This is a genomic window from Pseudomonas sp. NBRC 111143 (assembly GCF_001320965.1).
Taxonomy (GTDB): Bacteria; Pseudomonadota; Gammaproteobacteria; order Pseudomonadales; family Pseudomonadaceae; genus Aquipseudomonas; species Aquipseudomonas machongensis.
In genome coordinates this window covers 42733-68349 of record NZ_BCBT01000013.1, presented here as the reverse complement: position 1 = coordinate 68349, position 25617 = coordinate 42733, and the positions used below count along the sequence as shown (strand labels likewise).

16 protein-coding genes are annotated in these 25617 nt (G+C 65.4%); 4 read left to right on the top strand and 12 right to left on the bottom strand.

The window, feature by feature from the left end:
- Positions 1-254 precede the first annotated feature (254 nt).
- On the bottom strand, positions 255-551 hold the full coding sequence (locus APH44_RS09955) for an addiction module antidote protein (RefSeq protein ID WP_054892534.1): 297 nt from the start codon (positions 549-551) through the stop codon (positions 255-257).
- Positions 548-844, bottom strand: coding sequence for a type II toxin-antitoxin system RelE/ParE family toxin (locus tag APH44_RS09950; protein WP_054892533.1), 297 nt, complete (start codon positions 842-844; stop codon positions 548-550). Before APH44_RS09950 ends, APH44_RS09955 begins: the two co-directional genes overlap by 4 nt.
- Before the next feature lie 219 nt (positions 845-1063).
- On the opposite strand from APH44_RS09950, the gene APH44_RS09945 reads away from it, so the two are divergent.
- Complete coding sequence (locus tag APH44_RS09945; RefSeq protein ID WP_054892532.1) at positions 1064-1954, top strand: bestrophin family protein; 891 nt, start codon at positions 1064-1066, stop codon at positions 1952-1954.
- 15 nt (positions 1955-1969) lie between these two features.
- Here the strand turns inward: APH44_RS09945 and phnE are convergent, their stop codons facing one another.
- Genes phnE through APH44_RS09925 form a run of 4 tightly spaced genes read right to left on the bottom strand, consistent with a single transcriptional unit; the run spans position 1970 to position 5200 of the window.
- Positions 1970-2737 (bottom strand): phosphonate ABC transporter, permease protein PhnE, encoded by a 768-nt coding sequence (phnE, locus tag APH44_RS09940; protein ID WP_054892531.1) that lies wholly within the window; start codon positions 2735-2737, stop codon positions 1970-1972.
- Complete coding sequence (locus APH44_RS09935; protein ID WP_054892530.1) at positions 2734-3561, bottom strand: ABC transporter permease; 828 nt, start codon at positions 3559-3561, stop codon at positions 2734-2736. The genes phnE and APH44_RS09935 overlap by 4 nt, the downstream gene beginning before the upstream one ends.
- The gene (locus APH44_RS09930; RefSeq protein WP_054892529.1) at positions 3555-4349 is read right to left on the bottom strand and encodes a phosphonate ABC transporter ATP-binding protein; all 795 of its coding nucleotides are present in this window, start codon (positions 4347-4349) and stop codon (positions 3555-3557) included. Before APH44_RS09930 ends, APH44_RS09935 begins: the two co-directional genes overlap by 7 nt.
- On the bottom strand, positions 4346-5200 hold the full coding sequence (locus APH44_RS09925) for a putative selenate ABC transporter substrate-binding protein (RefSeq protein ID WP_054892528.1): 855 nt from the start codon (positions 5198-5200) through the stop codon (positions 4346-4348). Before APH44_RS09925 ends, APH44_RS09930 begins: the two co-directional genes overlap by 4 nt.
- Positions 5201-5324: 124 nt before the next feature.
- Here APH44_RS09925 and selD point away from each other — a divergent pair, with 124 nt between their 5' ends.
- Positions 5325-6359: a selenide, water dikinase SelD gene (gene selD, locus APH44_RS09920; RefSeq protein WP_054892527.1), complete on the top strand. Its 1035-nt coding sequence runs from the start codon at positions 5325-5327 to the stop codon at positions 6357-6359.
- Positions 6359-7462 carry a tRNA 2-selenouridine(34) synthase MnmH gene (mnmH, locus tag APH44_RS09915; RefSeq protein WP_054892526.1) on the top strand — a complete coding sequence of 368 codons (1104 nt, stop codon included), beginning with the start codon at positions 6359-6361 and terminating at the stop codon, positions 7460-7462. The genes selD and mnmH overlap by 1 nt, the downstream gene beginning before the upstream one ends.
- Positions 7463-7619: 157 nt before the next feature.
- Here mnmH and APH44_RS09910 read toward each other — a convergent pair whose 3' ends face one another.
- Both APH44_RS09910 and APH44_RS09905 read right to left on the bottom strand, forming a co-directional pair.
- Positions 7620-8009 (bottom strand): lysozyme inhibitor LprI family protein, encoded by a 390-nt coding sequence (locus tag APH44_RS09910; RefSeq protein ID WP_054892525.1) that lies wholly within the window; start codon positions 8007-8009, stop codon positions 7620-7622.
- Between the two features lie 87 nt (positions 8010-8096).
- A complete protein-coding gene (locus tag APH44_RS09905; protein WP_054892524.1) occupies positions 8097-9014 on the bottom strand; it encodes a LysR family transcriptional regulator in 918 nt (305 codons plus the stop codon).
- A 90-nt stretch (positions 9015-9104) separates the two neighbouring features.
- On the opposite strand from APH44_RS09905, the gene APH44_RS09900 reads away from it, so the two are divergent.
- The gene (locus APH44_RS09900) at positions 9105-9584 is read left to right on the top strand and encodes a DMT family transporter (RefSeq protein ID WP_054892523.1); all 480 of its coding nucleotides are present in this window, start codon (positions 9105-9107) and stop codon (positions 9582-9584) included.
- A gap of 10 nt (positions 9585-9594) precedes the next feature.
- On the opposite strand, the gene APH44_RS09895 is transcribed toward APH44_RS09900, so the two are convergent.
- The 4 genes from APH44_RS09895 to APH44_RS09880 all read right to left on the bottom strand — a co-directional run bounded on the left by APH44_RS09895 (position 9595) and on the right by APH44_RS09880 (position 25604).
- Positions 9595-10134: a hypothetical protein gene (locus APH44_RS09895; protein ID WP_054892522.1), complete on the bottom strand. Its 540-nt coding sequence runs from the start codon at positions 10132-10134 to the stop codon at positions 9595-9597.
- A gap of 50 nt (positions 10135-10184) precedes the next feature.
- Positions 10185-10748: a GNAT family N-acetyltransferase gene (locus tag APH44_RS09890; RefSeq protein ID WP_054892521.1), complete on the bottom strand. Its 564-nt coding sequence runs from the start codon at positions 10746-10748 to the stop codon at positions 10185-10187.
- A 175-nt stretch (positions 10749-10923) separates the two neighbouring features.
- Positions 10924-24909, bottom strand: a complete 13986-nt coding sequence (locus tag APH44_RS09885; protein ID WP_054892520.1) for an autotransporter-associated beta strand repeat-containing protein — start codon at positions 24907-24909, stop codon at positions 10924-10926.
- A 311-nt stretch (positions 24910-25220) separates the two neighbouring features.
- Entirely contained in the window at positions 25221-25604 is a 384-nt protein-coding gene (locus APH44_RS09880; protein WP_054892519.1) for a YkgJ family cysteine cluster protein, read from the bottom strand.
- Between the last annotated feature and the right edge of the window lie 13 nt (positions 25605-25617).

The window sequence follows — 25617 nt, the reverse complement described above, 5'->3', positions numbered from 1 at the left end:
CCAGGCGGGAAAATGCCCTGGGGGTCGGCGTTCGAGCATTGTGCCACTATCGAAAACAGGACTTCAAACACGCTGGACGAAATACACTAACCGTCGGGTTAATTCCCTCTGACCACCCGGCCCGGGCTCTGCGGCACCACGATCAGGGCCATCGCCCAGTTTATTGGATCGCCCGTAGTGGAACGTGACGGCATGATGCTGGGCTTCGCTAATTTCCACAGAGTCGAACAGGGGACGGTCCCCACGTATCGCTATCACCGAATGGCAGCGTGTGGCTGAGCGAGCAGATCAATCCCTAGGGCACGAATCACCTTGAAGACAGTATCAAAACGCGGTTTGGCTCCAGGACTAAGGGCTTTGTAAAGGCTTTCACGCCCCAGACCGCTTTCACTAGCGACCTGAGACATACCCTTTGCTCTAGCAACGTGACCAAGCGCTCGAAGCACCTCATCTGTATCGCCATCGCTGAGCACCTGACTCAGGTACTCGCTGATCGCTTCGTCACTATCCAGCAACACCGCCATATCGAATGGAATCAGGTCATCGCTCATTTCAGCTCCTTTGCCATTTTTCTAGCCAGCAGGATGTCAGCAGTCTGCGAGGATTTGTCACCTCCGGCGAGCAACACGATCAAGCACTCATATCTTCGGGTGAAATAAACCCGATAACCCGCACCGACGTCGACTCTGAGTTCATGCAGCCCGCATCCCAACGATTTCATATCCCCGAAGTTCCCTGCCGCCATACGCTCGATACGACGACCCACCGCGAGCTTGGCTCGGTTATCCCGAAGGTTGATCAACCAATGAGAAAAAAGCTTCGTCTGCTGAATTTTGTGAATCACACATAGCTCCAACTGTATCCATACGAATACAGAATATCAACAGGATGAGCTCGCTATTTTTCCTCTCCACCGCCGTGGTTGGCAGGTAAAGGTTTGCACCGGACATGTCGTCCTCTTCCGAAACCGCAATCACCGCACAACTCTTGCAACATCCTTTCAACGAACCTTGCCCCGCCCCCGACGTCGGATCCTTAATCCGCTCCACGAAGAGATCCCTGCGTGAAAAACTACCTCGTGCGCAAGTACCGCCTGGTCCTCAAGACCTTCAACTACATCGGCTGGTCGCTGCTGTGGCTGCTGGTGTGGGACATCCTGGTCACCATCGATTTCATGCTGTTCTTCAACAGCAAGTTCAGCCTGCCGCTGATCCCACTGACGCTGCTGGGTTCGGCCCTTGTAGTGCTGGTGAGCTTTCGCAACAGCAGTGCCTACAACCGCTGGTGGGAAGCGCGCACGCTGTGGGGGGCGATGGTGAACAGTTCTCGCAGCTTCGCGCGGCAGGTGCTGACGCTGGTGGACGATCCGGATGACGGGCTCAATCCGGTCAAGGCGACCTTGCTGCGTCGGCATGTGGCCTATGTGAACTGCCTGGCGGCGCACCTGAAGAACGAGCCGTGCCCGCCGGAACTGATGGCGTTCATCCCCCATCACGAGTTCGAGCGGCGCAATGGTTCGAACAACTTCGCCAATGACATTCTGGCCGGCTCCGCCGCCTTGCTGGCAGGCGAATACAAGGCTGGGCGGCTGGACAGCATTCGCCTGGCGCGGCTGGAGTCGACGCTGGTAGACCTGTCCAACGCCCAGGGCGGGATGGAGCGGATCGCCAATACACCGCTGCCCTACCCCTACGTGTATTTTCCACGGTTGTTCATCACCCTGTTCTGCGTGATCGTGCCGATCGGGCTGGTCGAGTCGCTGGAGTGGTTCACGCCGCTGGCTTCGACGGTGGTGGGCTTCATGCTGCTGGCGATCGAGCGGATCGGCACCGACTTGCAGAGCCCATTCCGACGCAGCGAGCACCAGATTCCGATGGATACGATCTGCGAGACCATCGAGCGGAACCTGGAATCGATGCAGCGCGAAGCGCAGTGTGGGGAGTGGGTGGACTGAGGTCGACCCGTTCACCTACGCCCGCACATACCGTTGGCGCAGCACATCACTGAAGGCATCCACCAGCAACACCAGCACCAGCATGCCGATGATCACCGTGCTGGCCTGGGCTTCCTGGAACAGGCTGAGGGTGGTGTAGAGCATCTGCCCCAGCCCGCCCGCGCCGACGAAGCCCAGCACACTGGCCATGCGGATGTTGTTCTCCCAGCGATACAGGCTGTAGGCCAGCAACTGCGGCCACAGATTGGGCAAGGTGCCAAAGCAGAACGCCGCGACCTGGCTTCCGCCCTGCAAGCGGATCGCCGCCGCCGGCTCTGCGGGGGCATTCTCCAGCGCCTCGGCGAACAGGCGCCCCAGCACGCCTGCGGTGTGCAGCGCCAGGGCCAGGGTGCCGGCATTGGGCCCGAGCCCGGCTGCCAGCACGGTCAAGGCCGCCCACACCAGCTCAGGGATAGCCCGCAGGGCATTGAGCAGCAAGCGCGCCGCACCCTGCAGCGGCCAGCCGAAGCGCCCGGCCGCAGGCAATGCCAACAGCAGGCCGAGCAGCATCGCCAGCAAGGTGCCCAGCCCGGACATGGCGAGGGTCTCCAGCGCACCGCGCGCCACTGCACGCATGTGCTCGGAAGAAAGATCGGGGCTCAGGAAACGCGAGGCGTACTCGCCCATCTGCGCCAGGCCACCATTGCCGATGACCGACGCAAGATCGAGTTCCAGGTAGGCGAACGACGACACCACCGCCGCAACGATGGCGACGATCACCAGCAGGTTGATCGCCCGGTTCATGTCAGCCTCCCGCGCAACACGCGGCTCAACACATCGGCCAGGGTCACCAGTACGAGAAACGCCAGCAGCATGCTCGCCACCTCGGCGCCAGCGAACATGCGCATCGACAGGTCGATCTGCTGCCCCAGCCCACCGGCACCGACAAAGCCCATCACCACCGAAGCCCGCACCGCGCATTCCCAGCGGTAGACCGTATAAGACACAACCTCCGCCGCCGCCACCGGCAGGATGCCATAGCAGAACGCACTCAACCGTCCGCTGCCGGCCTGCATCAAGGCATGAGCCGGGCGCTGGTCCACCGACTCGAAGATCTCGGCATAGACCTTGCCAAGCATGCCGCTGTAGGTGATGGCGATGGCCAGTACCCCCGCTGTCGGCCCCAGCCCCACGGCACGCACGAACAACAACGCCCACACGATCTCCGGCACGCTGCGCAGGAACACCAGCAGGCCGCGTACCGGCATGCGCGCCAGCCGCGACCAAGGCCCCGGGCGACCGGCGCGTGATGCCGCCCTTAACGACAATGCCCGGCTGCCCAGCAGACTGGCGGGGATAGCCAACAGCAATGCCAGGGTCATGCCGGCCGTAGCCACGGCAAGCGTCTGCAGGGTGGCTTCGAACAGCAACGCCAGAAAGTCCCGATCATGGGCAGGTGGCCAGAAGGCGCCAACGAAGCTTGCCATCTGTTGACGGTTCTCGGCCTGCAACAGCACCCCGGGGTCGAGTTCGCTCAACTGCAACCCCGGCCACAACAGGGCCAGGCACAACAGGGTCAACAACAGGCGTGGCAGCGCCGCAGGGTCGCGGGCATCGGTCTTCAGCATCGCGGGATCTGCACCGTCAGCGTCGGCCCCACGGTCGTCGGCGCGGCCAGTTGCTCATTGGCGTAGAGGGCGTCGAGCAAGGCATCGGTCACCGCCCCTGCCGGACAATCGAACACCACGCGCCCTTCGCGGATACCAATCACCCGGGGAAAATGCGCGAGCGCCAGCTCCACCGCATGCAGGCTGGCGACCAGGGTCACGCCACGGGTTTGCGCATGGCGATTGAGCAGGGCCAGGCTGTGATCAGCCAGCACCGGGTCCATCGCCGAGACCGGTTCGTCGGCCAGCAGTACTTCAGGTTGCTGGTACAGCGCACGGGCGATACCCACTCTTTGCAACTGGCCACCGGACAACTGCCCGCACTGCACGAACAGCTTGTCGGCCAGCCCCAGCTCCGCCAGCACCTGTCGCGCGCCCGGCACATCGCTGGGGTGCAGCAGATTGAGCAGGCCGCGCAAGGTGCCCCACTGGCCAAGACGCCCGGCCAATACGGCGGTGACCACCCGCTGGCGCGGCGGCAACGGCGGCGCCTGATGCACCAGCGCGACCCGCGCCCGCAGGCGTTGTCGCGCACCCGCCGACAGTGCCCAGGGCCGTTCGCCAAGCAACTCCAGATGCCCGGCGCCGGGCTGCACGGCCGTGGCCATCAGGTGCAGCAGGCTGGACTTGCCCGCCCCCGACGGCCCGATCACCGCCACCCGCTCGCCCTTGTCGATGCGCAGACTCACGTCTTCGAGGGCGCGTACCTGGCCGTGCCGAAGCCCTGCCGCGTGCAGTTGAATACTCACTTGAGCAAGCCGGCCTCACGGGCAGCCTGTTCGGTGCCGGCGTAGTTTTCGGGTTTGGTCTCGATGAAGCGGCTGGCCGCCTGCAGATCGAGGATCGCCTTGTGCTCAGGCTTGGCCGGGTCGAGGGCGAGGAAGGCTTGCTTGATCTTGTCTTTCAGGGCCGGGTCCATGTTGCCGCGCACGGTCCAGTTGTAGTCGTAGTAGGTCGGCGTGGTGGCGAACACTTTCACCTTGCTGGTGTCGACCTTGCCCGCATCGACCAGCTTCTGCCAGACACTGGCGTTGAGCACGCCGGCATCGACCTTGCCCGCCTGAACCCAGGCCACGGTGGCGTCGTGCGCACCGGAATAGGCAACCCGACTGAAGTAGCTCTCAGGCTTGATGTTGTCTTGCTTGAGCATGAAATAGCGCGGCATCAGGCTGCCGGAAGTCGAGGAAATCGAACCGAAGGCGAAGGTCTTGCCCTTGAGGTCGGCCAGGCTCTTCACATCCGGGTTGGCGGTGATGAACTTGCTGGTGAACTGCGCGTCCTGCTCGCGCTGCACCAGCGGTGTGGCGGTCGGGTCCTTCAGGTGCACCTGGACGAAGGTAAAGCCACCCAGCCAGGCAAGGTCCAGGCGATTGCTGGCCAGCGACTCGACCACCGCCGGGTAGTCGGCGACCGGTACGAACTGCACCTTCATGCCCAGTTGCTGCTCGAGGTATTCACCCAGCGGCTTGAACTTGCGCAGCAGCTCGGTCGGCGCTTCGTCGGGAATAGCGCTGACCCGCAAAGAGTCGGCGGCCTGTGCGATGACGGCGCAGCAGGACAGCACGAGGCCGGCGGCGAGCGCCAAGGGGCGTTTGAGCATGGGAGTTCTCCGGTTCAATAGCGGGGAAAGTGCCGGCGACGCACCGACTGCGGGAATTATAAGAGCCGATGGCGCAAAGGCCAGCTTTGCTACAATCGCGCAACAATTGGACCCCGAGGTACCTATGAGCGAGCCGATTCGCCTGACCCAGTACAGCCACGGCGCAGGCTGTGGCTGCAAGATCTCCCCCAAGGTGCTGGATGTGATCCTTGCCGAAAGCGGTAGCCAGGCGCTGGACCCCAAGCTCTGGGTCGGCAACGCCTCGCGTGACGACGCTGCCGTGTACGCCCTGGACGACGAGCGCGGGGTGGTCTCGACCACCGACTTCTTCATGCCCATCGTCGACCATCCGTACGACTTCGGCCGTATCGCCGCGACCAACGCCATCAGCGACATCTACGCCATGGGCGGCGACCCGCTGATGGCCATCGCCATCCTCGGCTGGCCAGTCAACGTATTGCCGCCTGAGGTTGCCCGCGAGGTGATCCGTGGTGGCCGTGCGGTCTGTGCCGAAGCGGGCATTCCACTGGCCGGCGGCCACTCCATCGATGCGCCCGAGCCGATCTTCGGCCTTGCGGTGACCGGCGTGGTCGGCAAGCGCAATCTCAAGCGCAACGACACCGCGACCGTCGGCTGCACGCTGTACCTGACCAAGCCATTGGGTATCGGCATCCTCACCACCGCCGAGAAAAAATCCAAGCTGCGTGAACAGGACCAAGGCCTGGCGCGCGACTGGATGTGCACCCTGAACACACCCGGCAGCCGCTTCGGCAAGCTCGACGGGGTCAAGGCCATGACCGACGTGACTGGCTTCGGCCTGCTCGGCCATCTGGTCGAAGTCGCCGAAGGCAGCGGTCTCACCGCGCGTCTGCAGTTCGATGCAGTACCGCGCCTGCCGGGTGTCGAGCACTACCTGGCCGAGGGCTGCATCCCCGGCGGCACCCTGCGCAACCACGAAAGCTATGGCCACAAGATCGGCGCCCTGAGCAATGAACAGAAGCACCTGCTGTGCGACCCGCAGACCAGCGGTGGCTTGCTGGTAGCCGTAAGCCCTGAGGGTCGGGCGGAGTTTCTGGCGGTCGCCGCTGAACTGGGCCTGGATCTGGCGCCGATCGGCACGCTGGTCGAGCGACAGACCTACGCAGTCGAGGTGATTTGATGCGCCCCGACTGCACCGACTTCAAACAGCTGTTCCTCGACGATGCGCCGATGATGGACATGCGCGCACCGGTCGAGTTTGCCAAGGGCGCCTTCCCCAGCGCTATCAACCTGCCGCTGATGAACGACCAGGAGCGGCAGAAGGTTGGCACCTGCTACAAGCACCAGGGCCAAAGCGCAGCCATCGCCCTGGGGCACCAACTGGTCAGCGGCGCGGTCAAGCACGCGCGCCTGGAGGCCTGGGCCGCATTCGCCCAGGCCCATCCCCAAGGCTACCTGTACTGTTTTCGTGGCGGCCTGCGCTCGCAGATCGTCCAGGGCTGGCTGAAAGACGTGGGCATTGACTATCCGCGGGTCAAAGGCGGTTACAAGGCCCTGCGGACCTTCCTGATGGACACCACCCAACAGGCGGTCGAGCAATGTGACTTCGTGCTGCTGGGCGGCCTGACCGGCACCGGCAAGACCGACGTGCTGCTGCAATTGGACAACGTGCTCGACCTCGAAGGCCACGCCAACCACCGCGGCTCCAGCTTCGGCAAGCGCGCCACCGTGCAACCGGCACCGATCGATTTTGAGAACCGCCTGGCCATCGACGTGCTGAAAAAACTTGCGCGGGGCGTGCAGCAGTTCGTGCTGGAGGACGAGGGGCGGATGGTCGGCAGCTGCTCGGTGCCGCTGGCGCTGTACCAAGGCATGCAGCAGTATCCGCTGGTGTGGTTGGAGGACAGTTTTGCCAATCGCGTCGAGCGTATCCTGCGCGACTATGTGATCAACCTGTGTGCCGAATTCGTTGCCCTGCATGGCGAAGAGGATGGGCGCCGCCTGTTTGCCGAGCGCCTGCGTCAGAGCATGGGCAATATCCACAAGCGTCTGGGGGGCGAACGCTTCCAGCGGCTGTATGCGCTGCTGGAGCAGGCGCTGCAGGTGCAGTTGCACAGCGGTGAGGTGGATCTGCACCGAGGCTGGATCGAGGGTTTGCTCAACGAGTACTACGACCCGATGTATGCGTACCAGCGTGAGGCGAAGTCGGGCAGGATCGAGTTTGCCGGTGATGCACTCGAGGTGCGGGAGTACTTGAAAGCACGGGCGATGCGCCGGCGCTGATTGCTCCGCGGGGCATGGCACCGGCTTTGCCGGTGCGGTACCTCTAGGAGCAGCGGTTCGCCGCTGCGACTTGTCCCGCGAACACGGGCGTAGCCCGTGCCAGGCAGCGCGGTGTATTTTTCGCGGGCAAGCCCGCTCCTACAGGGTTCGAGACCGTTCACTGTCCGGGGCTGAGAATCCGCTCCAGCTCCGCGGCGCGCTCGCGGGTCATGTCCAGTACGCACATGCCGCCTTCGAGTTGCGCCATGGTCCCGCCGCTGGCCTGGACATGGAACTTGCAGTTCTTGTCACGAAAGCTGATCCAGTCGCGCTGCACTTCACGCAGGCTTTTCTGCTGCGGCGCATCGAGCTTGCCGAGCAACTGCTTGTAGACACGGTTGAGGCGGTCGTCCTGCAGCTTGGTTTCATCCTTGATGCAGGCGCTCATCGCAACGGTGCTGGAGGCCTTGTCCATGCATTTGGTATAGGTGGGGGAGTTCTCGTCGGCTTGGGCCTGAGAGGCGAACACCAGCGCGGCAACGACGGCTGCAAGGGAATGCTTGAACATCGAAGAGAACCCTCTGATCAGAAAGATTGCCAGCCTAGCAGCAAGTGCGCCGCAAGGCCCCTGTGACCCTGTGAAATCGGACCTGTCCTACGCGCGCGAATGCCAGCCCCGACAATGGGCAAGGATCAGCTCGCGCAACCACTGATGCCCAGCATCGCCCTCGCGCCGGGCATGCCAGGCCTGGGCAAAGCTGAACGCGCTGATCGGCAGCGGCGGCTCGAATACGCGCAGGGCCTTGTCTGGCGGGCTTGCTGCCAGGCTGCGCCGGGCCACGGTCAACACCAAGTCGGTCCCGGCCAGCACGGTCTGGGCCACCCCCCAATGCGGGAGCGTGAGGGCAATGCGCCGACGGACGCCGAGGGCCTTGAGTGCCTGGTCGATCTCGTTGTCGATACCGGGGCGGACCGCCACCAGCACATGCGGACGCGCCAGCCAGGCGTCGAGGGTCAGGTTGCCGCGCATCGGCAAGGTGCCACGATCGGCCACGCAGACGAACGACTCGTCGAACAAACCCTGCTCATGGATCTCCGAGGGCAACTCGGGGAACACCCCAAGCGCCAGGTCGACCTCCCCGTCGATCAACTGCCCGAGCATCGCTTCGCGGCTGCCCTGGGAGACGACCAGATCGATCTGCGGTGCCAGGGTGCGCAGCTCGCGCATCAGCGCAGGCAGAACTACCTGGGCGCCATAGTCGGACATCGCCAGGCGAAATGTACGGCGAGCCCTGCCCGGCTCGAACCCCGGGCTGCCCAACAGCCCGTCGAGCTGCGCCAGTGCCTGCTGCAATGGGTCGCGCAGGGCCTGGGCGCGGGGGCTGAGTACCAGGCGCGCGCCACGACGCACCAGCAGCGGGTCGGCGAAGATATCGCGCAATTGCGCCAAGGCATGGCTCACCGCCGGCTGGCTGCGGTGCAGGCGAATTGCTGCCCGGGATACGTGCTGCTCGCTGAGCAGGGCATGCAGGGTCAGCAGCAGGTTGAGGTCGATGCGACGCAAATCATCCATGCGACGAATAAGGCCTGTGCAGAATTCGAATTTCCATCATTTAAGCGCATACAAGAGACTGGGCCAAGGTTATCCACAGGAGCTCACGCCATGCCCAAGGTCATTGCCTTGTCCGCCACCCTTCCCTTGCTCATCGCCCTGCTCGCCGGGGCGGCGGTGCCTTTTCAGGCTGGCAGCAATGCTGCATTGGGGCGCTTGCTCGGGCACCCGTTGTGGGCGGCGGGGGTTTCGCTGCTGGTCAGCCTGATGATGCTGGTGCCAGCGCTGCTGCTGATGCGCGCGCCCATGCCACAGCTGCAGAACCTGGCCCAGGCACCCTGGTGGGCCTGGCTGGGGGGCGTCGCCGGGGTGATCTACATCACCGCCGCGTTGGTGCTGACGCCACGCCTGGGCGCGGCGGGGTTCATCGTCTGCGTGATCGCCGGACAGGTGCTGTCGTCGTTGCTGATCGACCAGTTCGGCTTGATGGGCCTGCCGGAGAAACCCGTGAACCTGCCACGGCTGTTGGGGGTGGCGATGATCGTCGGGGGCATGCTGGTGGTGCAGTGGGGCACGGCACGCAGCGCCTGAGCCCAGGCCGCTACAGGCTGTGTGCAGGCTCGGGGGGCATCAGCACCTGATCCACCTCGAAGCGCAGCGAGGGCATCTGCGTGGCGGCATACAGCATCACGCCGAGCGCTGCGATCAGGGCCACGTCCAGCCAGTTCCAACCCGGCATGTCGTCGGCCTTGCGGGCCTTCCAGCACCACCAGGCCTGACCTGCGCAGAAGGTGAGGATCGACAGCGACCACAGGTAGAACCCGGCCCCGAAACCTGTGACATCGTGGAATGCGTAGCTGCGGTTGTCGGGCAGCCGCTCAACGCCGAGGCTGCTTGCCGCCAGATATAGCGCCAGCAGACCGAACAGCAGCGACAGCCGCCGCAAGCGCCGATGGCTTAGGATCGCCAGCGCCAGCAGGGGGTTGGCGAACCACTGATACAGCTCGAATGCCACGCCCCAGGGGCCGTAGAGCAGCATCTGCAAAGCAGGCATATGCTGCTCGGCGCCCATCAGGGCGCCATCGAAAAACAGGCCAAGCAGGTAAAGCAGCAGGCTGATGCTGATGTAGTAGGCTGGCAACCGGAGCTCCATCGGATCGGGCGAAACCCCGACCTTACCGCACCCGCGCCTCAGACGACAGGCGGTTCCAGCAACAACCCGTAGATCCCCGAGTCGGACAACTCACCCGCCACGCACCAACGGGCGCGCAAGGTGCCTTCGAGGACGAAGCCCTGGCGCTCCAAGGTGCGCGCCGAGCCTTGGTTACGCGGGTCGATCTCCGCCTCCAGGCGGCGCATGTGCAGGGTATGGGCCAGGTAGTCGATGAAGCAGGTCAGCGCCTCGTCCATGTAACCCCGGCCTTGCACGGCCTTGGCCAGGCAGTAGCCGATCTCGCCGCGACGCGAATCGTCATCGAGATTGAACAACTGGACCATGCCGATCAGTTCGCCATTGTCGCGACGGTACATGCCGAGCTTGAGCAGATTGCCGGCAGCATAGGCTTCGCGATCGGCGGCCAGGGCGCTTTCGGCCTCGGCCAGTTCCTGCCAAGGGGCGTGGTGCCAGAAACGCATGACCTCAGGATCAGCCATGATCGCCAGCCACTGCGCCGCATCGCCATGACGCATGGGGCGCAGTTGCAGGCGCGGGCTGTCCAGGCACAGGTCGCTGGGGAAACTGCGGGGGTGGGTCACGCAGGGACTCCTGTCCGACTTTTGGAAAGATGACAGTCTAGCGTCAGCGGCGTGATGAAAGTAAGCCGGGCGTCAGTGAGGGGCCTATCACGCAACAAGCCCGCGTCCACCAGATCCGTGGAAGCGGGCTTGTTCCGTGATAGGGCTGCAGAACAGCCCACCGCGGTTCAGCCGATCAGAAACCCATGCTGAAGCTCAGCACCACGCCATGATCGCGGTTCTCGCTGGACAGTTGTCCGGAGTACCCCACACCCAGCTTGCCGCTCTGGCCGACAGCCAGGTCGACACCGGCCTCGACCACTGCAGCATCGCGGGCGATCGGTACGCCTTCGGTGCTGAAACCAGCGCCACCGGCGATGAAGCGAGCGTCGGCATCGGGCTTGGTGTCGCCGAAGGCATGCCGCCAGCCAACCGACAGCCGTGGTGTGATCTCGCTGCCGTTGTCCAGCTTGATGCGCTTGCCGGCGCGCACCCCGACGGTGGAGAAGGTCACGTCCTGATCGACGCTGGCCTTCAGGCGGCCGTCGCCACCCTTCTCACGGGCACTGTCGCTGTCGTAGTTGACATAGGCCAGGCCGGCAAACGGTTCCAGGGCGATACCGCCAGCGTCGATGGCGTAACCCACCTCGCCGAACACCTGGGCGCTGCGCGCCTTGTACTTGGCCTTCAGGCGGTCGTCGTAGCTGCCCACCTGAACATCGCGCTTGGTGTCGATGTCATGCCAGGTGTAGCTGGCGCCCAGGCGTGCGGCGAAGGCATCCATCTGGTAACCCAGGTAGGTGGCCAGGTGGTAGCTGTCGACGCTGGCGTCCGACTGACGACGGTGAGCATCGATGCTGCTGCGGGTGTATCCGGCAGCGATACCGACTTTCCACTGATCGTCCAGGGCGCGGTCGACACCGAGCATGAAGCCCGACAGGTCACGGTCGACGCTGGCATGGCTGCTGCTGCCGTCGTAGTCACCCCAGCCGCCAATGGCGCGGATCCAGCCCACGGCCTGGCCCTGGCAACCTTCGCTGGTCAGTTGCTGGTTGGCGGTTGGCGCCAGGGTACGGCGTGGATCGTCCTCGCGGCTGCAATCCGGTTGACGCATACGGTCGTTGACCGCGTCGCGGATGTAGCGCGAATCCTCGATCAGCACGGTCGCGGTGCTGGCGTGGATTTCCCCGGACAGGCTGTCGAACGCCGACTGCGCGGCCTGACGGTCCAGCGGCAGGATGTTGTCGCGCAGGCTGGTCGGCGCACCGGCGCTTTCCAGGGCCGTGGCGACACCACGTTGGTTGCTGGAGGCCGCGACATCGGCGAACGCGTTGCCGTTGCGGCTGACCGACAGGGTCACCTGGTTGGCACCGTAGTCGAGCGAGCTGTTGAGGAATGCCGAGTTCATCAGGTTGTTGCTGGCGAAGGTGCCGTTGATGCCGCCAGTTGCACTGACCACGGTGTACTGCCCGTTGCCACCGGCGAGGTTGGCCACCGTCAGGCTGCCGCCCAGGTTGGCCGTGCCGCCGACATTCAGGTAGTTCACCGGCGCGGTGCCCAGGTCGATGACCAGGTTGCCGTCGCTGGCGTTGGTGAAGTTGCCGCTGACATTGAGGTTGCCCGCAGGCCCTGGCAGCACGGTGCCGTGGTTGGTCAGGCTGGCGACAGTACCGTTGCCGGTGAGCGCCGCGCCGTTGGCCACGGTGACCTGGGCGCCAAGGTTGGTGCCTGGGTTGTCGGCATTGCCGACTTGAAGCGTGCCCTGGTTGACGTTGAAGGCCCCGCTGAACGGCTGGTTGCCAGTCAGCAACAGGCTGCCCGCCCCTTGCTTGGTGGTGGTGCCGGTACCGCTCAGGGTGCCGTTGAAGGTGCCGTTGGTGCCCTGCGCGAACACCAGGTTGGCGTTGTTGGTGATGTTGCCCTGCAGGCTGGTGGTGTTACCGGCCAAGGTACCGCCGCTGATAATGGTGCCACCTGTGTAGGTGTTGGCTCCGGTCAACAGCAGGGTGCCAGCGTCGAGTTTTTCGATACCGCCAGTGCCTACCAGTGGCGCGCTGATCACGGCGCTGGCACCTGCGTTGACCCGTACCGGGGCCAGGCTGCCATCGGCACCGTTGACCGGGGTCAGGCTGCCGCCTGTACCCGGCACCACCTGGTAGCCGTCGCTGAGGAACTGCATGCCGCTGAACGACTGGTTGCCGACCACGGTGACGGTGCCAGGCTGGCCACCGAACACAGCGAAGGCATCGCTCCAGGTTTCGCCGGTGGTGCCGTTGGAGTTGGTCCAGTTGGTACCAGGGCCCCAGGTGCCGCTGCCGCCGCCGATGCTGCCATCCGGATTGGTCTTGCCACCGTTCCAGAACTGCAACTGGTCGCCCGCGCCTTGCACCACCAGGTTGATCTGGTTGGCGATGGCGGTCTGCAGGCTCAGGTCGCCCAGTGCCACGCTGCCGGGGATGGCGCCGAAGACCAGACCGTTGTTGGTCAGTGCGCCGCCATAGTTGAACAGCTGGTAGACACCGGTGCCGAAGCCGCCGGCATTGGTGATGTTCAGCGTACCGTCGAGCACCAGGTTGCCGTCGACCTTGACTACCGTAGTGGACGCCGCTGGCGCCCCGAGCGAGAAGTCCAGGGCGCTGCCGGAGCTCAGGTTCAGGCTGCCTACCGTCAGCGGTGTGCTGCTCTGGCCCGCGGCCAGGGTGGCGCCGTCGGCGATCTGCACAGCCCCGGCATAGGTGCCGCTGCCGCCCAGGCGAGCGCCGGTAGCGACCTGTACCGTGGCGCTGTCCAGGCGTCCGTTGACCAGCAGGCTGCCGGCATTGACGGTGGTGGCACCGGTCAAGCCGTTGACACCGGTCAGCAGCAGTTCACCACTGCCGTTCTTGGTCAGCGTACCGCTACCAGTGAGGTTGCCGGTGTAGCTGCCGTTGGCGTTCTGCTCGAAGGTCAGCGCCGCGTTGTTGAGGATCGCACCCTGCAGGCTGGTGGTGTTGCCGACCACGCTGCCCGCGTTGATCTGGGTGCCGCCGCTGTAGCTGTTGCTGCCGCCCAGGGTCAGCAGGCCTGCGCCATTCTTGACCAGCCCGCCAGCACCGCTGATATCGCCGTTGAGGGTCAGCGCGTTGCTGCCGCCGATGGCCAGTGCGCCGTTGAGGACTGCGGCGTTGGCCAGGGTGACGGCGGTGTTGCTGTCCAGGGTGGTGCCCGCTGCGGCGGTCAGCGTGCCGCTACCCAGCGCACTGTCGTTGCCGACCACCAGGGTGCCGCCGTTGAGCGCGGTGCCGCCGCTGTAGCCGTTGGCAGCATTGAGCACCAGGGTGCCGGCATCGTACTTGGCGACATTGCCGGTGCCGTTGAGGGCAACGTTGAGGGTTGCCGTGACGCCGCTATCGACCCGCAGGTTGGTAGTGCCGCTGGTGCTGGTGAGCAGTTCGCCGCCTGCGCCTGCGTTGAGCACGTAGCCATCGGTGATGAATTGCAGGCCAGTGGTGCTGTGGCTGCCGTTGACGGTGACGGTCCCGGCGGTGCCTTGGAACACTGCGAAGGTGTCGTTCCAGGTGTTGTTGAGTACGCCGTTGGCATCGGTCCAGTTGCTGTTGGTGGCATCCCAGACACCGCTGCCACCATCGATCACACCGTTTGCGACGGTGTTGCTGCCGTCCCAGAACAGCACGTTGCTGGCACCACCGACCACCAGGTTGACCTGATTGGCCACGGCGGTCTGCACGGTGAGGTCGGTCACTGGAACGGGCGTGGTGCCAAAGGCCAGGCCGTTGTTGATCAGACTGCCGCCGTAGGCGAACAGGCGGTAGACGCCTGCACCGAAGCCGCCGATGTCGGTGACGTTGAGCGTACCACCGAGGGTCAGGTTGTTGGCGACGTTGACCAGCGGCGAATTACCGCCGGTCGGCGTGCCGAGCGCGGCGTTGAAGTTCGAACCGGCATCCAGCGACAGATTGCTCGCGTTCAGGGTCGCGCCGCTGGCGGCAGCGAGGCTACCGCCGCTGGCGACCGTCACCGCCCCGCCGAGGTTGCCCGCACCCGACAGCGTCGCACCACTGGCAACGTTGACCGCGCTGCTGGCGAGCGAACCATCCACCTTCAAGCCACCGGCCTGCACGTTGGTATTGCCGGTGTGGCTGTTGCTGCTGCTCAGGGCCAGGGTGCCGGTGCCGAGTTTGTTGAGCGTGCCGGTGCCGCTGATGTTGCCATCGAACACGCCGCCTTCGACGTTGAGGCTGTTGCCTGCAGCAATCTGGATCGCGCCGGTGCCACCGATCTCGCCCAGGGTGGTGTTGCCATCGAGGTTGAGGCTCGCGCCGGTACTGACGTTCAACTCGCTCTGGGTGCCCAGCGCGGTGGTGCCGATGGTGCTCAGGCTGCCGGAGAGGATGTTGAGGATACCGCTGAAGGTGTTGTTGCCCGACAGGGTGAGGTCGGCCAGGCCGTTCTTGTTCAGCACGCCGTTGCCACTGAGCACACCGGCCAGTTGCAGGTCGTTGCTGCCCAGCACGTTGAGGACGCCGGTGACATTGACCGGATTGGCCAGCGTCACCGCAGTGCTGCTGTCGAGGTTGGCATTGCCGGTCACGTCGAGGCCACCTGTGCCGAGCGCGCCGTTGTTGCCAACCACCAGGGTGCCGGCCTGCAGCTCGGTGCCGCCGCTGAAGGTATTGGCGCCCAGCAGGCTGAACCGCGCGTTGCCGGACTTGATCAGACGGCCAGCGCCAGCGACGGTGCCGCCGAGGCTCAAGTCATTGCTGCCGAGCACGTTGAGGTTGCCGGCGACGTTGACGTTGTTGGCCAGCGTCACGGCCTGGCTGCTGTCCAGGCTGGTGCCTGCCGCCGCACTGACCACGCCAGTACCCAGGGCGGTGTTGGAGCCTACCACCAGGGTGCCGCCGTTCAGGGCGGTGCCGCCGCTGTAGCTGTTGTTGCCGGACAAGGCCAGTTGCGCGTTACCGGCCTTGACCAGGCTGCCGGCGCCACCGACGTTGCCAGTGAGCGCCAGGTCGTTGTTGCCGGTCAGGTTCAGCGGGCCGGCGAGGGTGATCGCATTGGCCAGGCTCACGCTCTTGTTGGTGTCCAGGGTGGTACCGCTGGCAGTGTCCAGCAGGCCGGTGCCGAGCGCAGTGTTGCTGCCCAGGACCAGGGTGCCGCCACTGAGCTGGGTACCGCCGCTGTAGCTGTTGTTGCCGTTGAGCACCAGGGTGCCGGTGTCGAGCTTGTTCAGTTTGCCGACACCGCCCAGGCCAACATCCAGGGTCGCGATCACGCCGGGATCGACCCGCACGCTGGTATCGCCACCGCTGCCGTTGACCAGGTCGAGCAGGCCGGCGGTCCCAGCCAGCAGGCGATAGCCGTTGCTGACGAACTGCATGCCATTGACGCTCTGGCTGCCGTCGACGGTGACGTCACCTGCCGTGCCCTGGAACACCGCGAAGGTGCTGCCCCAGGTGGTGTTGACGGTGCCGTTGAGGTCGGTCCAGTTGGTGTTGCCGGCGTTCCACACGCCGGTGCCACCATCGACCTGGCCGTTCGGGGCAGTCTGGCTGCCGTCCCAGAACTGGATGTTCAGGCCGCTGGAGCTGACCAGCAGGTTGATCTGGTTGGCCAGCGCGGTCTGCAGCGACACATCGCCAAGGCTCACGCCCAGCGGCAGGGTGCCGAAGTCCAGGCCGTTGTCGGTCAGCGCACCGGCGTAGTCGAACAAGCGATACACGCCGTTGCCGAAGCCACCGATATTGCTGACGTTGAGGGTGCCGTCGAGGGTCAGGTTGCCGCCGACATTGAACAGCGCGGTGCCGCCAGTGCTTGGCGAAGCCAGGCCGACATCGACGATCGATCCGCTGTTGAGCACCAGCGAACCGAGGCCCAGGGTGGCGCCGCTCTGGCCTGCCAGGTGGCCGCCGTTGTCGATCACCACCGAGGCATTGGCAGAGCCGCTGCCGGTGAGGGTTGCCCCGCTGGCGACGGTCAGCAGGTTACTGCCCAGGCTGCCATCGACTTTCAGCGTGCCCGCATTGACCTGCGTGTTGTCAGCCAGATTGCTGGTACCGGTGAGGGTCAGGGTACCGGTGCCATCTTTGGCCAGGCCGCCCAAGCCGTTGAGGGCACCCGCGAAGGTGGTACTGGCGTTGTTGCTGCCCAGGCTCAGGGTGCTGCCAACGCCGACATCGACGTTGCCGCTGCCGGTGAGGGCACCGAGGCTGGTGTTGCCATTGAGGTTGAGCTGGCCACTGGCACCGACGTTGAGGGTGTCGACGTTGGCCAGGACGCCGCTGCCGAGCGCAGTGAGCGAGCCGGCCTGGATATCGACGTTGCCGGTGAAGGTCTTGACGCCGACCAGGGTCAGATCGTCGGCACCGGCCTTGACCAGGTTACCTGTGCCGCCCAGGTCGCCGCTGAGGATCAGGGCATTGGCGGCGTCGACGATCAGGTTGGCGCCGTTGCTCAGGGCGATGGTGTTGCCCAGTGCCATCGACGCGCTGTTGACCAGGGTGGCGTCGGCGGTCACGTCGAGGGTGCCGGTGCCCAAGGCGCCGCTGCTGCCGAGGGTCAGGCGCCCGGCATTGAGCTGGGTGCCGCCTTGGTAGCCGTTGTTACCGTTGAGCGTGAGGTTGCCGCTGCCGTTCTTGGTCAGCCCGGCGGTCCCGTTGATCACTCCGTTGAGGGTCAGGTCGTTGGTGCCGGCGACGGTGAGGCCAGCGTTGAGGGTGACGTTATTGGCCAATGTGGTACTGGCGACGCCGCTGCTCAGGGTGGAGGCACCCGCGACGGTGAGGGCGCCCTGCCCCAGCGCGTTGTCGTTACCCACCACCAGTTGCCCGGCGCCCAGGGTGGTGCCGCCCAGGTAGCTGTTGGCGCCATTGAGGGTCAGGGTACTGGCGCCAGCCTTGTTCAGGCCACCGACACCGTCGACCGCGCCGTTGAGGGTCAGGTCGGCGGTGCCTGGTAGGTTGAGCGCGCCGCCCAGGTGCACATTGTTGGCCAATGCGGCGTTCACGCTGGCATCGAGGGAGGTGTTGGCAGCAGTGCTCAGATCCCCGGTACCCAGCGCGGTATTGCTGCCGACGGTCAGCGTGCCGGCGTTAAGGGTGGTGCCGCCGCTGTAGGTGTTGTTGCCATTGAGGGTCAGACCGGCGGCGCCGTTCTTCACCAGTGCGTTGGCGCCGGAAACCACACCGTTGAGGGTGAGGGCCTGGCTGCCACCGAGGGTAAGATTGCCACCGGTCAGGTTGACCGCGTTGACCAGAGCCAGGGCCTGGCTGGCGTCGAGGGCTGCGGCGCCGGTGACGTTCAGGGCACCACTGCCCAGGGCACTGGCGTTACCCAGCAGCAGGCTGCCGGCCTGCAGCGAGGTGCCGCCGGTGTAGTTGTTGGCGCCGTTGAGCACCAGTTGACCGGTGCTGGTCTTGTTCAGGCTGCCGCCGCCGCTGATGACCCCGTCGAGGGTCAGGGTCTGGGCGTTGTTGACGCCCAAAGTGGCGCCCGTACCCAGGCCGATGGCGTTGGCTACTTGCAGGGCGCCAGTGGTGGCCAGGATGCTGTTGCCGGTCACCGAGAGGTTGCCAGCGCCCAGCGCGCTGCCGTTGCCCAGGGTCAGGGTGCCTGCGGCGAGCGTGGTGGTGCCTTGATAGGTGTTGGCGGCACCGAGGGTCAGGTTGCCGGTGCCGGTCTTGGCAAGGCCACCGGTACCGCTGATCACGCCGCTCAGGGCCAGGTCGTTGTTACCAGGCAGGGTCAGGGTGTCGTTGAGCGTGACCTGATTGGCCACGATCAGGGCGCCGGTGGTGGCCAGGTTGCTGGCGCCGCCGACGGTCAGGTTGCCGAGGCCCAGTGCCGAGTTATTGCCCAGGGTCAGGGTGCCGGCGTTAAGGGTCACGCCACCGGACAGGGTGTTGGGGCCACTCAAGGTGAGGTTGCCGGCGCCATTCTTGGTCAGGCTGCCAGCGCCCGTGACCAGCCCACCCAGGCCCAGGTCGTTGCTGCCGGCGATGGTGAGGTTGCCGCCCAGATTGACGGTGTTGCCGATAGTGAGCGCCGAGTTGCTGTCCAGGGTAGTGCCCGCAGCCGCGTTGAGCTGGCCGAGGCCGAGCGCGCTTGCGCTGCCGAGCACCAAGGTGCCCGCGTTGAGGTTGGTGTTGCCCAGGTTGCCATTGGTGCCATTGAGGGTCAGTGTGCCGCTGCCGGTCTTGGTCAGGCCGCCGACGCCATTGATGTTGCCGCCTAGCACCAGGTCCTGCGCGCCGGCGAGCGTCAGGTTGCCCGCCAGGTTGAGGGCGTTTGCCAGGGTCACGTTGGCGCCTGCGCTCAGGGTGGTACCACCTGCAGCATTCAGCGCGCCAGTGCCCAAGGCAGTGTTGCTGCCAACCACCAGAGTGCCGCCATTGAGGCTGGTAGCACCCTGCTGGCTGTTGCTGCCGTTCAGGGTGAGCACGCCGGTGCCTGTCTTGATCAGCCCACCGGTGCCGCTGAGTGCGCCGTTGAGCGTGAGGTTGCCAGTGCCTGGCACGGTCAGGTTGGCGTTCAGCGCAACGGTGTTGGCCAACGCCACGTTACCCGTGGCGGCGAGGCTGGAGGCGCCAGTGACGTTCAGGCCGCCCGTCCCAAGGGCCAGGTCGTTGCCCAGGGTCAGGGTGCCAGCGGCAAGGGTGGTGCCGCCGCTGTAGGTGTTGGCGTTGCCCAGCGTCAGGTTGGCACCGCCGTTCTTGACCAGGCTGCCGGCGCCCGAAACCACACCAGACAGGCCGAGGTCGGCACTGCCAGCGATGGTCAGGGCGCCGCTCAGGGCCAGGGCGTTGCCAAGGGTGACTGCGGTATTGCTGTCCAGCGTGGTGCCCGTTGCGGCGCTGACCGCGCCAGTACCCAGGGCGGTGTTATTGCCTACCACCAGGGTGCCGCCGTTGAGCAAGGTCCCACCGGTGTAGCTGTTGGCGCCGTTCAGCACCAGGGTGCCGGTGTCGAGCTTGGCCAGTTGGCCGCTGCCGGAGAGGCCGACGTTGATCGTCGCAGTAGCGCCCGGATCGACACGCACAGCGAATGCACCGTTGCTGCCATTGACCAGGTTCAGGCCACCGGTACCGATCAGGCGATAGCCATCGGTGACGAATTGCAGACCGGTGGCAACCTGGGTGCCCACCACGGTGACATCGCCAGCGGCGCCCTGGAACACGGCGAAATCGCTGGCCCAGCTGCCGTTGAGCACACCGTTGATGTCGGTCCAGTTGGTATTGCTGCCGTTCCAGGTGCCGGCGCCACCGTCGATGACGCCGTTCGGCACGCTTTGCGAACCGTCCCAGAACTGCACGTTACCGGTACCACCGCCCACCAGCAGGTTGATCTGCGCGCCGATGGCGGTCTGCACCTGGACATCGCCCGGCAGTACGCTGCCCGGCAACGTGCCAACGAGCAGGCCGTTGTCGACCAACGCGCCGGTGTAGTCGAACAGCCGATAGATACCGGTGCCGAAACCACCGAGGTCGGTGACGTTGAGGGTGCCGTCGAGAGTCAGGTTGCCGTTGACGTTGACCAAGGCAGTGCCGCCCGTGGAGGGCGAGCCGAGGCCGAAGTCGAGGATCGAGCCGCTGTGCAGGGTCAGCGCACCGGTGTTGAGGGTCGCGCCGCTGTTGGCCAGCAGGTGCGCCCCGTTGGCGATGTCCACAGGGCCGATCACGCTGCCAGTGCCGCCCAGGCTGGCGCCGACATTGACCTGTACGCCGGAGCTGGCGAGCGAACCGCTGACATTGAGCAGGCCGCCATTGACCGTGGTGGCGCCGCCAAGCACGTTCACACCGGACAGCTCCAGAGCACCGGTGCCAGCCTTGATCAGGCCACCGCTACCGGCCAGGGCGCCGCTGAATACGCTGTTGAGGTTGTTGCCGCCGACCGTCAGATCACTGCCCCCCGCCACGCTCACCGCGCCGGCACCGCTCAACCCGCCGACCGTGGTGCTGGCCCCAAGGTTGAGGTTGGCGCCAGCGCCGACATTGACCGCCGAGGCGTTGCCCAGCGCACCCGTACCAACGGTGGTCAGGGTGCCGCCGAGCAAGTCGACGGCGCCGCTGAAGGTGTTGTTGCCGGTTAGCGTGAGGTCGGCCAGGCCATTCTTGATCAAGCCTCCAGTACCGCTGATGATGCCGCCAAGGGTCAGGTTGTTGCTGCCGCCGAGGGTCAGGTTGGCGTTCAGTGCAATGTCGTTGCCCAGGGTAGCGACCGCGCTGTTGTCCAGGCTGGCGGCGCCGGCCACGGTCAGGGCGCCGGTCCCCAGGGCGTTGCCGTTGCCTATCACCAGGCCACCCGCGTTGAGCGTGGTGCCACCGGTATAGGTGTTGACCCCGTTCAAGGTCACAGTGGCGCTGCCGTTCTTGACCAACTGCCCTGCCCCACTAACCACACCGCCGAGGGTCAGCGCGTTGCTGCCGGTGAGGGTAAGGTCGGCGTTCAGGCCAATGTTGTTGCCCAGGCTCAGTGCAGCGCTGCTGTCCAGGCTCGCGGCGCCACCGACGGTAAGATCGCCGGTGCCGATGGCACTGCCATTACCCAGCACCAGGGCGCCACCGTTGAGCAGCGTGCCACCGGCATAGGTGTTCAGCCCGCCGAGGGTGAGCGTGCTGGTGCCGTTCTTGATCAGCCGGCCGGTGCCATCGACCAGACCGGTGAGGTTGAGGTTGTTGCTGCCGGCCAGGGTGAGGTCGGCATCCAGGGTGACGGCGTTGCCAACGGTCAGCGCAGCCGAGGTATCCAGACTACCGGCCCCCGCCACGGTCAGCTTGCCGGCGCCCAGTGCGGCGCCATTGCCCAGAACCAGTCCACCGGCATTGAGGGTCGTGCCGCCCAGGTAGGTGTTGGGACCGGAAAGCGTCAGCGTGGCGGCACCGTTCTTGACCAGACTACCGGCACCGGCGATCACGCCACCAAGGCCGAGGTTGGCGGTGCCGTCGAGGGTCAGGGCACCGGCCAGGTTCACGGCGTTGCCGAGGTTGACTGCGGCATTGGCGTCCAGGTGGGTACCGGCAGCGGCATTCAGCACGCCAGAGCCCAAGGCCGTGTTGCTGCCGACCACAAGGGTACCGGCGTTGAGGTTGGTCGCGCCGATCTGCGTGTTGGCACCGTTGAGGGTCAGGGTAGCGCTGCCGTTCTTGGTCAGGCCACCGACGCCGGCAATTACGCCTCCGAGGGTCAGGTTGTTGCTGCCGGCGAGGTTGAGGTTGCCGGCCAGGTTAAGCGCGTTGCCCAGGGTCAGCCCGGCCACCGACGAATCCAGCGTGGTGTTGGCGGCGGCGTTGAGTGCGCCGGTGCCCAGGGCAGTGGCGCTGCCGACCACTAGCGTGCCGGCGTTGAGCGCGGTGGCACCGCTCTGGGTGTTGTTGCCGCTCAGGGTCAGGGTGCTCGCCCCGTTCTTGATCAGGCCGCCGGTACCGCTCAGGTTGCCTGCAAGGCTCAGGTTGTTGGCGCCGGCCAGGGTCAGGTTGGCGCCGAGGTTGACGCCATTGTTCAAGGTCATCGCCGCGCTGTTGGCGAGTGTGGATGCACCGCCCACGGTCAGCGCGCCGGTGCCCAGCGCCGCAGCGCTGGCCAGGGTCAGGGTGCCGGCGTTGAGGGTCAGGCCACCGGTGAAGGTATTGGTGCCACCGAGGGTGAGGTTGCTGGCGCCATTCTTGACCAATGCACCGGTGCCGCTGATCACACCGCCCAGGGTGGTGGCGTTGCTACCCACCACGCTCAGGGTGTTGCCCGCCAGATTGATGGCGTTGCCCAGGTTGACGGCCACACCCGCGTCGAGGCTGGCATTGCCGCCCAGGACAAGGGCGCCAGTGCCCAGCGCGTTGTTGTTACCGACGGTCAGCACCCCGGCGTTGAGGGTGGTGCCACCGCTGAAGGTGTTGGCGCCGTTGAGGGTCAGGCCGGCGGCGCCGTTCTTGACCAGCGCGCCAGTGCCGCTGATCACTCCACCCAAGGTGGTGGCACTGGTGCCCAGCAGGTTGAGGGTATTGGCGCCCAGGCTGATGGCATTGCCCAGGCTGACCCCGGTGCTGGCATCGAGGCTGGCGTTGCCACCCAGGGTCAGGGCACCGCCGCCCAGGGCGTTGTTGTTACCCACGGTGAGTTTGCCGGTATTGAGGGTCAGGCCGCCGCTGAAGGTGTTGTTGCCGTTGAGCGCCAGGTCGGCGGCGCCGTTCTTGACCAGTGCACCGGTGCCGCTGATCACCCCGCCCAGGGTAGTGGCGCTGGTGCCCAACAGGTTGAGGGTGTTGGCGCCGAGGTTGATTGCGTTACCCAGGCTGACTGCGGTGCTAGCGTCGAGGCTGGCGTTGCCACCCAGGGTCAGGGCGCCGGTGCCGAGCGCGGCGTTGGCGCCGACGGTGAGCTTGCCGGCGTTGAGCGTGGTGCCACCGCTGAAGGTGTTGGTGCCGTTCAGGTTCAGGTCGGCGGCGCCGTTCTTGATCAAGCTGCCACCCGCGCCGGCGATCACGCCGCCCAGCGTAAGGGCGTTGTTGCCCGTCAGGGTCAGGGCGTTGGCACCGAGGTTGACCGCGTTGGCCAGCGTCATGGCGGCCGTGGTGTCCAGCACGCCGCTGCCGGTCAGGGTCAGCGCGCCAATGCCCAGGGCAGCGCTGTTGCCGAGGGTGAGCGTGCCGCCGCCGAGGCTGGTGCCGCCGGAGAAGGTATTGGCGCCGTTGAGGGTCAGGTTACTGGTGCCGCTCTTGACCAGCGAGCCCGTGCCGCTGAGCACGCCCCCGAGGGTCAGGGCGTTGCTGCCGGGCAAGGTCAGCGCCGCGTTCAGCGCCACGGCATTATTCAATACCAGCGGCACGCTGCCTTGCAGGCTGCCTGCACCACTGACGGTGAGCGCACCACTGCCGAGCGCCGCAGCGCTGGTCAGATTGAGGCCGCCAGCGGCCAGGGTGGTACCACCGCTATAGGTGTTGGTGGCCCCAAGGGTGAGCAGGCCGGCGCCAGTCTTGGTCAAGCCGCCAACGCCGGAGATGACCCCATTGAGGGCCATGTCGGTAGCACCGCCGACGTTGATGCCGGCGTTGAGCGTCAGGGCGTTGGTCAGGCTCAGACCTGCGACGGTACCGGCAAGCCCGCCACCGTTGACGGTGATGCCGCCGGCACCAAAGGCGCTGGCATTGTCGAAGTTGACCAAACCGCCATTGAGGGTGGTCTGGGTGGTGCCGTTGAGCACCTGGCCGATCAGGCTCCAGGTCCCGCTGTCGACGATAAGGCGGTTGAAGTTGATGTAGTTGTTGGCATTGATCGTGCCGGAGCCGGTGGTTCCGCTACCGCCACCAATGGCATTCTGCAAGGCGAGGGTGTTGTTGCCACCGGCACCGCCATCGATCTTGCCGGCGGCTGCGAAGCTCAGGTTGGGATTGCTGGTGACCAGCAGTGCAATGCTGACACCAAGCCCGGCACCGACACTCGAACCGGTGATGGCATTGAAGCGGTTGGTGCTGTTGGCCCCCATCGACAAGCTGCCGGTCAAGGTGCCGGCGTTGGTGAAGGTGTTGCCCGCAGCAGAAGCCTCGAACGCTGCCCGCCCAAGAATGGTACCGGTGTTGGTGAAGTTAACCGTACTGCCGCCGGTCACAGCGATGACCGGCGTGTCCTCGCTGAGCAGCGTGAGACCAAGCAACGCCGAGGAGCCGATGCTGCCGGCGTTGGTGATGGTAGTGGTACCGCCCACACCATTGCGCGCGTCCAGCGCCATGCCCGTAAGGTTAAGAAGGTTGGCGCCAAGCAAGGCACCCGTGCCCTTGATCACCCCCGAGGCGTTGTTGTTGATATTGAGCGTGCTGCCGGTACCAGTATTGCCGATCAGCACAGCACTGGACTGGATGCTCAGCAACCCCAGCAACGTAGGGTCGATGGTGCCGGAGTTGTTCAACGTATTGCCGTTGCCCGCCAGCGACAGCGACGTGCCTCCCACGCCCAGCAGGGTACCCAGGCTGGCGCCAGGGTTCACGTTGACCGTCAGGCCGCTACCGCCATTGGTATAGCTCGGGGCCAGCGGGTTGGCAGCACCGCTGCAAGTGACGGTGGACCCGGCCGCGCTGCACACGGCCAGGGCCTGCTCGCTCGAAAGACCGAAGGCCAGCCCTCCGACAGCCAGGCTCACAGCGAGCGACAAATGGGAGAGACGGGTAGGCAAAACGGAGGCGACGCTTCTGTCCACGGAGAGCTCCTTCGTGGATCAGGTGGTTCGGTCCTTGAACGCTCGCACTGCAATGTTGCCGGCTAGTCGAACACGCGACGACGAAACACCTGACCAATGGCTACATGATTCCTTGTTGGGAATGTGTAGCCGCTGGCGAGCAGGCGTGAGGCTCCGCCGGGGCGGTCAAATGGTGTTAATACTTTTTCAAGGCAGCCCGTATTTCGCGGGCTGCAGCGGTGCGCCGCTTGGATCCAACCGACGAACGGTCGTGTCCGGCAGGCAAAACGTGATGGGCTTGGCCGTTTCGCAAATGATCCGGCCGTTCACTTTCACGCGACCTCTGCCCCATCGTCAGGCCAGTGCGGCTCGTTGGCACCGGGAGGTGTCAGTGGTGGTAGGCCATAGGCGGCACGGGCGTCATCACAGCTGGGATTGTGCACCCCGTTCTCCCATGAAGCGTCGAACTCGCGGCAGGGGGTGGAACGATTCTCGTAGATGGTGCACCCGACCTTGTTGCCGATCTCGCCGTCCAGGCTGATACAGCGGCAAGGCTTGGCGTCTGTGCCGATCATCGCCACGCGGGTCGGATTGATCTGCACCACCAGATCGTCGGGCACCAACCCGCCCGAAGACTGGCATTCACCCCAGAAGAAAGACACACGAAAGTAGCCGCAGCAGGCGCCGCAGGTCAGGCAAGGGTTCTGTTCGGACATGATGGCCAGGAAG